This is a genomic window from Actinoplanes lobatus (assembly GCF_014205215.1).
Lineage (GTDB): Bacteria > Actinomycetota > Actinomycetes > Mycobacteriales > Micromonosporaceae > Actinoplanes > Actinoplanes lobatus.
The window spans coordinates 2,260,399-2,272,224 of the sequence record NZ_JACHNC010000001.1; the positions used below are offsets into that span (position 1 = coordinate 2,260,399).

The 11,826-nt window shown below is 68.3% G+C and carries 11 protein-coding genes; 7 read left to right on the top strand and 4 right to left on the bottom strand.

The annotated features are described in order from the left end of the window. Nucleotide 1 precedes the first annotated feature (1 nt). The 3 genes from yidD to rpmH are packed head-to-tail and all read right to left on the bottom strand — an operon-like array spanning nt 2 to nt 786. The gene (gene yidD / locus BJ964_RS10335; RefSeq protein ID WP_188120477.1) at nt 2–259 is read right to left on the bottom strand and encodes a membrane protein insertion efficiency factor YidD; all 258 of its coding nucleotides are present in this window, start codon (nt 257–259) and stop codon (nt 2–4) included. Continuing rightward, nucleotides 256–612 (bottom strand): ribonuclease P protein component, encoded by a 357-nt coding sequence (rnpA, locus tag BJ964_RS10340; RefSeq protein ID WP_188120478.1) that lies wholly within the window; start codon nt 610–612, stop codon nt 256–258. Before rnpA ends, yidD begins: the two co-directional genes overlap by 4 nt. 36 nt (nt 613–648) lie before the next feature. Continuing rightward, entirely contained in the window at nt 649–786 is a 138-nt protein-coding gene (rpmH, locus tag BJ964_RS10345) for a 50S ribosomal protein L34 (RefSeq protein ID WP_093620811.1), read from the bottom strand. A gap of 594 nt (nt 787–1,380) precedes the next feature. Between rpmH and dnaA the strand changes: the two genes are divergently transcribed. From dnaA to BJ964_RS10375, 6 genes are all read left to right on the top strand, one after another. After that, nucleotides 1,381–3,219 carry a chromosomal replication initiator protein DnaA gene (gene dnaA, locus BJ964_RS10350; protein WP_188120479.1) on the top strand — a complete coding sequence of 613 codons (1,839 nt, stop codon included), beginning with the start codon at nt 1,381–1,383 and terminating at the stop codon, nt 3,217–3,219. 1,076 nt (nt 3,220–4,295) lie between these two features. Further along, nucleotides 4,296–5,429, top strand: coding sequence for a DNA polymerase III subunit beta (gene dnaN, locus BJ964_RS10355; RefSeq protein WP_188120480.1), 1,134 nt, complete (start codon nt 4,296–4,298; stop codon nt 5,427–5,429). Between the two features lie 39 nt (nt 5,430–5,468). Next, complete coding sequence (gnd, locus tag BJ964_RS10360) at nt 5,469–6,341, top strand: phosphogluconate dehydrogenase (NAD(+)-dependent, decarboxylating) (RefSeq protein WP_188120481.1); 873 nt, start codon at nt 5,469–5,471, stop codon at nt 6,339–6,341. A 3-nt stretch (nt 6,342–6,344) separates the two neighbouring features. Beyond that, nucleotides 6,345–7,475, top strand: a complete 1,131-nt coding sequence (gene recF, locus BJ964_RS10365; RefSeq protein WP_188120482.1) for a DNA replication/repair protein RecF — start codon at nt 6,345–6,347, stop codon at nt 7,473–7,475. Nucleotides 7,476–7,659: 184 nt separating this feature from the next. After that, complete coding sequence (locus BJ964_RS10370) at nt 7,660–8,175, top strand: DciA family protein (protein ID WP_188120483.1); 516 nt, start codon at nt 7,660–7,662, stop codon at nt 8,173–8,175. A 45-nt stretch (nt 8,176–8,220) separates the two neighbouring features. Beyond that, entirely contained in the window at nt 8,221–8,685 is a 465-nt protein-coding gene (locus BJ964_RS10375; RefSeq protein WP_188120484.1) for a hypothetical protein, read from the top strand. Nucleotides 8,686–8,738: 53 nt separating this feature from the next. On the opposite strand, the gene BJ964_RS10380 is transcribed toward BJ964_RS10375, so the two are convergent. Beyond that, a complete protein-coding gene (locus BJ964_RS10380) occupies nt 8,739–9,305 on the bottom strand; it encodes a hypothetical protein (RefSeq protein ID WP_183225828.1) in 567 nt (188 codons plus the stop codon). Nucleotides 9,306–9,848: 543 nt separating this feature from the next. Between BJ964_RS10380 and gyrB the strand changes: the two genes are divergently transcribed. Next, on the top strand, nt 9,849–11,801 hold the full coding sequence (gyrB, locus tag BJ964_RS10385) for a DNA topoisomerase (ATP-hydrolyzing) subunit B (RefSeq protein WP_188120485.1): 1,953 nt from the start codon (nt 9,849–9,851) through the stop codon (nt 11,799–11,801). Nucleotides 11,802–11,826 lie beyond the last annotated feature (25 nt).

Here is an 11,826-nt window from a genome sequence, read left to right on the forward strand (position 1 = left end):
TCTAATCTCCAGTCACATCGGCAGAACGGTGACGGATCGGGTCAGGCACCGGGTCGTACCCGCCAGGGTGGAAGGGATGGCATCGGAGGAGCCGCCAGATCGCCAGGCCCGTACCCCGGATCGCGCCGTGACGCGCCAACGCCTCCAGGGCATAAGCGCTGCACGAGGGGTAGAACCGACAGCGGGCCGGCAGCACCGGACTCAAGTATCGACGGTACGCGACGACCGCTGCGGTCAGGACCCGGGCGGCCAGGGTCATCGCGGCCGCCGGGGTCTGCGGGCGGCCGCGAGCGCACCTTCCAGGTCGGTGGCCAACGTGGCGTACATTGCCGCGGCGGCCGGTGGCAGTGCCCTGACGACCAGGGTCGCGCCCGAGGGAAGCTCGCTGAGCAGTGGCCGGACCAGATGACGCAGTCGGCGGCGCACCCGGTTGCGGACGACCGCGTTGCCCACCGCTTTGGACACGACGAAGCCGGCGCGCGCCGTGGAGGCACACGCCGGCTCATCGATAAGCAGGTGAACGACCAGGGTGCCGCGACCAGCACGGCGGCCGCCGCGAATTGCTGCGGCGAAGTCCGCGCTACGCCGCAATCGTTGCGCTGCGGACAGCACGACTACCTGGGCATTCCGACCGGACTAGCGGTCGGCTCAGGCCGACAGCTCGCCGCGGCCCTTGGCCCGGCGGGCCGACAGGATGGCACGGCCGGCGCGGGTGCGCATGCGCAGCCGGAAGCCGTGGGTCTTGGCACGCCGGCGGTTGTTCGGCTGGTAGGTGCGCTTGCTCACGTCAAAACTCCGTCTTCGTACTACGACTCTGGGGGCATCATGCGCTGCAAGACGCCACTTTAGCAGAGTGCGGCGGAGCAACCGCCCAACCCTACGCAGGGCCCCCGGGGCGGTCAACCATATCCTGGGTCGGCACGCCGACATGGCGGGCAGCGATCGCCTGGCAGGTCTTTCCGTGCACAAAGTGAATCTTTTCCCGCGCGCGTGCGGTGGATGGCCCGGACGGCGGTTGAAGTCCACCTGTCGCCGCTGTTAGCGTGCGCGGTTGCTGGTCTCATCCGGCCGTTCGCAGCCCGCGAAGCGGCGGCCAAAACCGGACAAGCAGGTGGATCGTTCGCCACGGTGAGCCTGTTTACCGCCCGCGCCAACTACAGGCTCCGGTAAATCTGCCGACCATCCGGCCGGGAGCGGCCACCGGCACTGACCCCGGTTGTGGATAACCTGTGGATAGCTGGTGGCGCCGTGCGTGTTCAGCACGTTAACTGTGCTGGGTTGGGGGACGCCGGCCGGTTGCCCGTCACGGGGCGCCGAAAGGCACAGGCGAAAGGCCGGACAAGGCCCACCGGGGTCGGTGGCGATGGGGGTGGCGCGTCGGTGGCCGAGCAGGTCGACCTGGGCAAGTTGTGGCGTGAGACGTTGGACGAGCTGTCCGACGAGATCGCGTCACGGCAGCAGCGCGCCTATCTACAGTTCACCCGGTTGCGGGCGATAGTCGAGGACACCGCCCTCCTATCGGTTCCGGACACGTACACCCGCGACATCATCGAGTCACGGCTGCGCCCGGCGATCACCGAGGCACTCAGCCGCCGGCTCAGCCGGCCCATACAGGTGGCGGTCACGGTCCGGCCCCCGGAGGACGGGTCCGGCATGCCGGGCACCGTCTACGGCACCCCGGCCGAGCCGTCCGCCGGTCCGATGGTGGACCCGCAGCCGCGGCACTACGCCGAGAACGGACCCTTTCAGCCGGAGCTGCCGGGCTATCCGGGCTCGGCACGGATGCCCGAACCGCCGCCCTACCAGGGACCTGCCTTCGGTCCGGCCGAGCACGCGCCGGAGCCGTACCCGACCGGGTCGGCGCAGCACTCCGCACCGCAGGCGCCGTTCCCCCGTGGGGTTCCAACCGCCCACGACGGCCAAGAGGCACTCTTCGCCGACCCGATGCCGCCGGTGTCGCCGCCGGTGAACCGGTCCCCGGTCGCGCCGCCGGCCGAGAAGGAACAGCCCAACGACGCGGTCGCGCACCGGATGGCGGCCGACGCCGCCCAGTTGCGGCAGAACGACCGGCCGATGCCCGGTCCGGACCGCCGCGACGACGTGCCGAGCCGGGCCGGCGACAACGGGCCGGGCCGTCCGCCGATCGACCTGCGGGGTCCCGGCACCACGCCGCGGCCCGGTGGGCAGGACGGCAACCGGCTCAACCCGAAGTACATGTTCGAGACGTTCGTCATCGGCTCGTCCAACCGGTTCGCGCACGCCGCGGCGGTCGCGGTCGCGGAGTCACCGGCGAAGGCGTACAACCCGCTCTTCATCTACGGCAGCTCCGGGCTGGGCAAGACCCACCTCCTGCACGCGATCGGCCACTACGCCACCACCCTGGGACACGCGCGCTCGGTGCGCTACGTGTCGACCGAGGAGTTCACCAACGATTTCATCAACAGCCTGCGAGACGACAAGACGCAGGCGTTCCAGCGCCGTTACCGCGACGTCGACATCCTGCTGATCGACGACATCCAGTTCCTGGAGAACCGCGAACGGACGCAGGAGGAGTTCTTCCACACCTTCAACACGCTCCACAACGCCAACAAGCAGATCGTGATCAGCTCGGACCGCTCGCCGCGCCAGCTGGCCACCCTCGAGGACCGGATGCGCACCCGCTTCGAGTGGGGCCTGCTGGCCGACATCCAGCCGCCCGACCTCGAAACGCGTATCGCGATCCTCCAGAAGAAGGCCGCGCAGGAGCGGATGTACGCCCCCGACGACGTGCTGGAGTTCATCGCGTCCCGGGTCTCCAACTCGATCCGCGAGCTCGAGGGCGCCCTCATCCGGGTGACCGCGTTCGCCAGCCTCACCCGCTCGCCGGTGCAGCTCTCCCTGGCCGAGGAGGTGCTGCGCGACTTCATGCCGGACGGCGCCGGCCCGGAGATCACCGCCGACCAGATCATGGTGTCGACCGCCGACTACTTCGGCGTCTCCCTGGAGGACCTGCGCGGGCACTCGCGCAGCCGGGTGCTGGTCAACGCCCGGCAGGTGGCCATGTACCTCTGCCGGGAACTGACCGATCTCTCGCTGCCCCGCATCGGGCAGGCGTTCGGCGGCCGCGACCACACCACGGTGATGCACGCCGACCGCAAGATCCGCCAGCACATGGCCGAGCGCCGGTCGCTCTACAACCAGATCGCCGAGCTGACCAACAGGATCAAACAGAACACCTGAGGGGTACGGCCTACGCGCGCTCGACCGCACCACGCGGCCGGCGCCTCGCGATGCCCGGCAAGCTGCCGGGGCACGCCCTCACGCACCCGCCGGGCGGTGCTGCCCACTCGCCCCGTGACCCCACCACGCCCTCGCACGGGACGGTGTGGATTCGTCGTACCCGATGGATCTTTGTCTGAGCCGGACCGGCTCGCTCACCGGGACCGTCACGGGTTATCCCCAGCCCCATCGGGCTGTGCGGGCCTCAAAAGGCAGTTACCCACAGGGTCGCACAGAATGTGCGACGCATAACGCACAGCCTCTGAGCTGCTGTTTCTCTACTTACCCACAGTTTTCCGCGAGTTCTGCACGGGGTTTTCCACAAGTTATACCCAGATCATTAGTGAAACCTGAAGACATTGAAGCCAATGACTGTCTTCTCGCGAGGGCGCTGAAGGACGAGTTGTCAACGTCGCGACGTGCCAGTTTCGTGCCAACGTTATCCACACTCATCCACAGGCATCCACAGGCTGGCTCCCCAGGCGGTGGATAACTCCTGACACCTCAATCCACAGAAGTGGACAACTCCTGTGGAAATCGATGTGGACAGTCACGAACAGTAGTTGTTGATCTCACAGGCTGTGGACGCCTGTGGATTACCTGTTGAAGGTTCTGGGGACAACGTGTCGGTAGCGTCCCCGCGTTATGCACAGGGCGGGGGATAAACCCGGTGGATAACCTGGGGATAGCCTGGGGACAGCGGTGGACAACTCCCGCTGAGTCGGCGACTGTGGACAACGACCCGGGTTTATACCCCGGTTACCCACATGTGAATCACCGGTGGATAACCCCGTCACCAGCACAAACGTCGGTTATCCACAGAATCCACAGCACCTATGAAGACGATGAAGTTATCTCTTCTAAGAAAACAAAAACCAATCATCAGCGTTGTGGAAGGTGTGGATGGGCTGGTTCCGGCTCGCCACGTCTCGGGCTCGACTGCACAGCACCGGGGTCGGGCACACGGGGATACCGCCGGAGCCATAGAGTTCAGTGGGGTCCAAGCCCCCTGTATGAGGACGCATCGCGGAGGAAGCATGAAGTTCCGGGTGGAGCGAGACGCACTCGCCGACGCCGTGGCCTGGACAGCCAAGAGCCTGCCCAGCCGGCCCTCGGTGCCGGTGCTCGCCGGCGTCCTGCTGCGGGTCACCGACGGCCGCCTGCAGGTGTCGGGCTTCGACTACGAGGTCTCCAGTCAGGTGACCGTCGAGGTGCAGGCCGACGCGGAGGGGGCCGCCCTGGTCTCCGGCCGCCTGCTCGCCGAGATCACCAAGGCACTGCCGGGCAAGCCGGTGGACATCGCCGCCGTCGGCGCACATCTGGAGCTGGTGTGCGGCAGCGCCCGGTTCACCCTGCCGACCATGCCGGTCGAGGACTACCCGACCCTGCCGGACATGCCGTCGAGCGCGGGCACCGTCGACGCGGGCGTTTTCGCCTCCGCCGTCTCGCAGGTCGCGATCGCCGCCGGCCGGGACGAGACCCTGCCGATGATGACCGGTGTGCGGCTGGAGCTGAACGGTTCGACCATGGCGTTGTTGGCGACCGACCGCTACCGGCTGGCCATGCGGGAGATCGAGTGGACCCCCGACGACCCGGAGATCAGCCACAACGCGCTGGTGCCGGCCAAGACGCTGAACGACACCGCGAAGGCCCTCGGCCCGGCCGGTGGCGCCGTCACCCTGGCCCTGACCCAGGGCAAAGCCGGTGAGGGCATGATCGGGTTTGCCGGTGGCACCCGGCGCACCACCAGCCGCCTGCTCGACGGGGCGAACTATCCGCCGGTGCGCTCGCTCTTCCCGGCCTCGCACAACGCCGAGGCCCGGGTCGGTGTGGCCGCCCTGGTCGAGGTCGTCCGCCGGGTGGCCCTGGTCGCCGAGCGGCAGACTCCGGTGCTGCTGAGCTTCAGCGAGGACGGGCTGGTGGTCGAGGCCGGTGGGACCGAGGAGGCCCGCGCCAGCGAGGCGATGGAGGCCGAGTTCACCGGTGAGGCGCTGACGATCGGGTTCAACCCGCAGTACCTGATCGACGGCCTGCAGAATCTCGGAGCCCCGACCGCGGTGTTCGCCTTCGTCGACGCGTTCAAGCCCGCTGTGATCTCGCCCGCTGGCGAAAGTGGCGAAATCATCCCGGGTTACCGCTATCTGATCATGCCGATTCGAGTGACTCGCTGATACTGAGCTTGAACCAATCGCTCATCTAGGGAGATCACCATGCAACTCGGCCTGATCGGTCTCGGCCGCATGGGTGGCAACATGCGGGAACGACTGCGTGCAGCGGGGCACGAGGTCATCGGTTTCGACCACAACGCGGACAAGAGCGACGCAGCAAACCTGGCTGAGCTGGTGGAAAAGCTGGCGGCTCCACGTGTCGTATGGACCATGGTGCCAGCCGGCAAGATCACCGAAGACACCATCGACGCGCTCTCGGAGCTGCTTTCCGAGGGCGACATCGTCATCGACGGCGGGAACTCGAAGTTCACCGACGACGCCCCGCGTGCCGCACGCCTCCGGGCGAAGGGCATCCACTATCTCGACGTCGGCGTCTCCGGCGGCGTCTGGGGCATCACCAACGGCTACGCGCTGATGGTCGGTGGCGAGGCCGCTCAGGTGGAGCACTGCAAGCCGATCTTCGAGGCGCTCAAGCCGGCCGGCGAGTTCGGTTTCGCGCACGCCGGCACGCACGGCGCCGGCCACTACGCCAAGATGATCCACAACGGCATCGAGTACGGCATGATGCAGGCGTACGGCGAGGGCTACGAGATCCTCATGGCGTCCGAGCTCGTCGACGACGTGCCGGCCGTCATCAAGAGCTGGCGTGAGGGCAGCGTCGTCAAGTCGTGGCTGCTGGATCTGCTCGACCGGGCGCTCGACGAGGACCCGACCCTGGCCAACCTCAAGGGCTACGTCGAGGACACCGGTGAGGGCCGCTGGACGGTCGACGAGGCCGTGCGTCTCGCCGTTCCGGCCCACGTCCTGGCCGCGTCGATCTTCACCCGTTTCGAGTCCCGCCAGGACGACTCGCCCGCCATGAAGGCCGTTGCCGCGCTGCGCCAGCAGTTCGGCGGCCACGCCGTCAAGCGCTGATCCATGCACGTACGCCGGGTCGAGCTCACCGACTTCCGTTCCTACGAGCGGGTGGCGGTCGATCTCGATCCCGGTGTGTCCGTGCTCGTCGGCCAGAACGGCATGGGCAAGACCAACCTGGTCGAGGCGCTCGGCTACGTGGCCACTCTGGACAGTCACCGGGTGGCCACCGACGCCCCGCTGGTCCGGGCCGGCGCCTCCTCGGCGGTGATCCGCTGCGCGATCGCCCACGACGGCCGCGAGCTGCTTGTCGAGCTGGAGATCGTGCCGGGCCGGGCGAACCGCGCCCGGCTCAACCGTTCACCGGTGCGGCGGCCACGGGAGGTGCTCGGCGCCCTGCGGATGGTGCTGTTCGCCCCGGAGGACCTGGAACTGGTCCGTGGCGACCCGTCCGAGCGCCGTCGGTACCTCGACGATCTGCTGGTCGCCCGGCAGCCCCGTTACGCCGGGGTGCGGGCCGACTACGACCGGGTGGTGAAGCAGCGCAACGCCCTGCTGCGGACCGCCTACCTGACCCGCAAGGTGGGCGGCAACCGGGGACAGGACCTGTCCACCCTGGCGGTCTGGGATCAGCATCTGGCGTACCACGGCGCCGAGCTGCTGGCCGGGCGGCTGGAGCTGGCGGCCGCACTGGGACCGCACCTGACGAAGGCGTACGACGCGGTCGCCGCCGGGCGGTCGGCGGCGGTGATCGGGTATTCGTCCCGGCTCGGTGAGTCGCTGCCCACCGACCGGTCGGCGCTGGAGGCGATGATCCTGGAGTCGCTGGCCGAACGCCGGACGGCCGAGATCGAGCGCGGGACGACGCTGGTCGGCCCACATCGTGACGACCTCTCGTTGCAGCTGGGCGAGCTGCCCACCAAGGGGTACGCGAGCCACGGTGAATCCTGGTCGTTCGCGCTGGCGTTGCGGCTCGCGGCGTACGACCTGCTGCGCTCGGACGGGATCGAGCCGGTGCTGGCCCTCGACGACGTCTTCGCCGAGCTGGACACCGATCGCCGGGAAAGGCTGGCGGCCCTGGTCTCCGACGCGGCACAGTTGCTGGTGACCTGTGCGGTTCCCGAGGATGTGCCGACCGGCCTGCGGGGCGCGCGCTACGACGTCGGGACGGGAGCGGTGACCCGTGTTTCCTGACCCTGACCGGGAACGGTCAGCCGGACGCAAGCCTGCCCGGCCCGAAGAGCCCCCTCAGCGCCTCGAGGACGCCCTCGGGGACCTCTGGGCGGGGGTGGATGAGGTCAAGGAGCTTCGGGGCGCTGTAGGAGGCGCTGAGCGCGCCGACCGTACCCCGGAAAAAGGCCCGGACGACCCACAGGCTGTGGATAACGACGGCCTTGCCGGACCGGAACTGGCCCGGGCCGTGCTGGATGCCGCGCTCGCGCGGCGACGCGAGGCCGCGCGCACCCCGCGCAAACGGACCGGGACCGGGCAGGGCAGCGGGCGGCGGTTGCGCGGCTACTCCGGACCGGGCCCGGATCCGCGCGATCCACAGCCGTTCGGGGCGATGCTGGAACGCCTCATGCGGGCCCGCGGCTGGGAGAAGCCGAAGGCCGAGGCCACCGTCTTCGGCTCGTGGGAGAAGGTCGTCGGGCCGGACATCGCGGAGCACAGCCGTCCGGTGCGGCTGGAGGGCGGGGTGCTGACCGTCGAGGCCGAATCCACCGCCTGGGCCACCCAGCTGCGGTTATTGGCCGCCACGCTGTTGCGGAAGATCGCCGGCGAGGTCGGGAACAACGTGGTGACCCGGCTCAACATCCACGGGCCGGCGGCGCCGTCGTGGAGCCGGGGGCCGCGCCGGGTGCAGGGCCGTGGACCGCGGGACACCTACGGCTGAAACCGGAACGGCGTCTTGTGCGTCTGAACCCACATGATCACGCATGTGCGCCGGGCCCTGGTCCTGATGTTGCTGGTTCTCGCCCCGGTTCCGGTGGCCGCGCGACCGGCCTGGGCATGTTCCTGTGCGTCCGGGTTCGACCCGCTGGATCAGGCCGAGACCGCGTTCGTCGGGGTGGTCCAGGAGGTCGACGGCGAGCTGTGGGACTCACGGGTCGACGTCCGGTTCGCGGTCGAAGCGGTGCTCAAGGGTGACGTGGACGACTCGGTGACGTTGGCTACCGAGAAGGACGAGGCGTCCTGTGGATACAAGTTCGTCGAGGGCGGCCGGTACCGGGTGTACGCCACCGACGACCGGACCAACTCGTGCGACGGCAACGAGCTGCTGGCGACCGGTGTGGAGATCGAGGACACCGATCGTTCGCAGATCTTCTGGGCCGGATCGGTGCTGGTCGTCATGTTGGTGGCGAGTGGCGTGACCTGGTTGATCCGCCACCCACGTGCCCGGTGACCGGCTTCTCGGTAGCCGAGCTCTCGGTGGCCAGGTTCTCAGTAGCCGGGCTCTCAGTAGTCGGCGAAAACCGCGAAGCCGCGGTCGGCGCAGCGGCGGTAGAAGCCGGCCAGCACGGCCAGCTCGGTGCGCGCGAAGCTCCAGTGCGGCGAGTTGCCGGCGTCGTCGCGCAGGGCCGCGAGCCGCTGGTCCAGCCAGCGCAGCTGCTGCTCGGCGAGCCGGCCGGCGGAGATCGCGGTGCGCATCACGTCCGTGACGGTGTCGAAGGTGACCAGGTCGCCGTGCTTCTCGTGACCCTCGACGAACCGCTCCAGGCCACCGGCGATCCAGGCGCAGCCGTCCGGGTCGATGACCGGGTCCTCGTCCTCGGCGGCCGCCTCGGTGGCGTAGAGCACGCCCTCCAGGCCCAGGAGAAGATCGATGAGCTCGGTGTACGCCGTGGCGCGTACCGTGCCGGTCTTGGCGATGTGCAGCGCCAGCGCGCCGGTGGGCGCGGCGATCTCGGGCCGGTCGGCGATCGCTCCGAAGTCGACGAACTCGGCGGGAGCCACCGGATCGTAGTACTGGTTCGTCCGCGGCCAGTGCACCGCGACGTTGTCCAGGCCCTTGTCGTGCGCCATCCGGGGCCACCCCTCCTCGACCTGCCCTGCGACCACCCGGCCGTCTCCGGCCCGCGCGGGCGAGGTTACGACACGGCCGCGGGACGTTGTCGAGCAGTGTGGCAGTGAGTGCGGGCCGGGCATCGCAGGCGCGCCCGAGCGGGGAAACTGCCGCAGCGTTTGCCATTGCGCGGGGCACCAGTGGCGTGTAGGGGATTACGTGGGTAGCGCCTCAAATCGCGCTACGGCACTCTCAGGCACCCTGAAGGGGTGCCGGACCCTCGCCGATTCGCTTCGGCGGAGTAGAATCGACAGCGACCGGGAAAACTGTGCTTGACGGTCGGGCCGGCCCCCCTGCCAGCCTGCATCGTCACGCTATGCGGTTTTTCCAGCCGATCACGATCCGCGGGCGGTCCGCGGCGACCGGCGCGCATGGTTACACCGGTGGTCCGCTACTCCCCGCGGGGTCATCTCCGGTCCCCCGTGCGTGCTCACGTCGTCGCCGGCCCGGCCCGTCAACCCCGTAGCGGGGCCTTCCGGCCCGGCGCGAGAAAGTGGCCGAGGGTGTCAGAGAATCAGCAGGAATACGGTGCCGGCTCGATCACCGTGCTCGAAGGCCTTGAAGCGGTCCGCAAGCGTCCCGGTATGTACATCGGCTCCACCGGTGAGCGCGGTCTGCACCACCTGGTCTGGGAGGTTGTGGACAACGCCGTCGACGAGGCGCTGGCCGGTTACTGCGACACCATCGACGTGGTCCTGCTCGCCGACGGCGGCGTCTCGGTCACCGACAACGGCCGTGGCTTCCCGGTCGATCTGCACCCGAAGCTGAAGAAGCCGGGTGTCGAGGTCGCGCTGACCGTGCTGCACGCCGGTGGCAAGTTCGACGGACAGGCCTACAAGGTGTCCGGTGGTCTGCACGGTGTGGGCGTCTCGGTGGTGAACGCGCTGTCCATGCGGATGGCCGTGGAGATCCAGAAAGACGGCTACTTCTGGCGGCAGAAGTACACGCACTCCCTGCCCGGCCCGCTGGACAAGGGCGAGCCCACCGACAAGACCGGCTCGACCGTGCAGTTCTGGCCCGACCCGGACGTCTTCGAGACCGTCGAGTTCGACTTCCAGACCATCTATCGCCGGCTGCAGGAGATGGCGTTCCTCAACCGGGGCCTGACCATCAACTTCACCGACCAGCGGACCGAGTTCGCCGACGAGAACGGTGAACCCCGCAAGGTCACCTTCATGTACGCGGGCGGCATCTCCGACTTCGTCCGGCACCTGAACGCCACGAAGAGCGCCATCCACAAGAGCGTCATCGAGTTCGGCATCGAGGACAACGACGCCGGCATGGGCGTCGAGATCGCGATGCAGTGGAACGAGTCGTACGGCGAGTCGGTCTACACCTTCGCCAACCGCATCAACACCCACGAAGGCGGTACCCACGAGGAGGGTTTCCGCGCCGCGCTGACCACCATCGTGAACAAGTACGGCACCGAGAAGAAGCTGCTCAAGGGCGATCAGAAACTGTCCGGTGAGGACATTCGCGAGGGTCTCGCCGCGATCATCTCGGTGACCCTGCGGGAGCCGCAGTTCGAGGGCCAGACCAAGACGAAGCTCGGCAACACCGACATGAAGAGCTTCGTGCAGAAGGTCGCCAACGAGCAGCTCGCCGACTGGTTCGACCGCAACCCGGCGGACGCCAAGCTGATCATCACGAAGGCGGACCAGGCGGCCCGCGCCCGGATCGCCGCGCAGCAGGCCCGCAAGCTGGCCCGGCGCAAGTCGCTGCTGGAGTCCGGCTCGATGCCGGGCAAGCTGGCCGACTGCCAGTCCACCGACCCGCGCGAGACCGAGCTGTTCATCGTCGAGGGCGACTCGGCCGGTGGCTCGGCCAAGTCCGGCCGGGAGAGCCGCATCCAGGCGATCCTGCCGATCCGCGGCAAGATCCTCAACGTGGAGAAGGCCCGGATCGACCGGGTGCTCAAGAACAACGAGGTCCAGGCGCTGATCACGGCCATGGGCACCGGCATCCACGACGAGTTCGACATCTCGAAGCTGCGGTACCACAAGATCATCTTGATGGCCGACGCCGACGTCGACGGCCAGCACATTCAGACCCTACTGCTCACTCTGATTTTCCGCTTCATGCGGCCGATGGTCGAGCAGGGGCACGTCTACCTGGCCTCGCCGCCGCTCTACAAGCTGAAGTGGAACAAGCGGGGCGACGACGCGCAGTACGCGTACTCCGACCGCGAGCGGGACGGCCTGATCGCGCTGCGTCAGCAGAAGAAGCCGAACGCCAAGCCGGATGACATCCAGCGGTTCAAGGGTCTCGGCGAGATGAACTTCCACGAACTGTGGGACACCACGATGAACCCGGACACCCGCACCCTGCGCCAGGTGACGCTCGACGACGCCGCGGTGGCGGACGAGCTGTTCAGCGTGCTGATGGGTGAGGACGTGGAGGCGCGGAGGTCGTTCATCCAACGCAATGCCAAGGACGTCAGGTTCCTGGACATCTGAGTCCGGCGAGCCGTATCCACAGCTT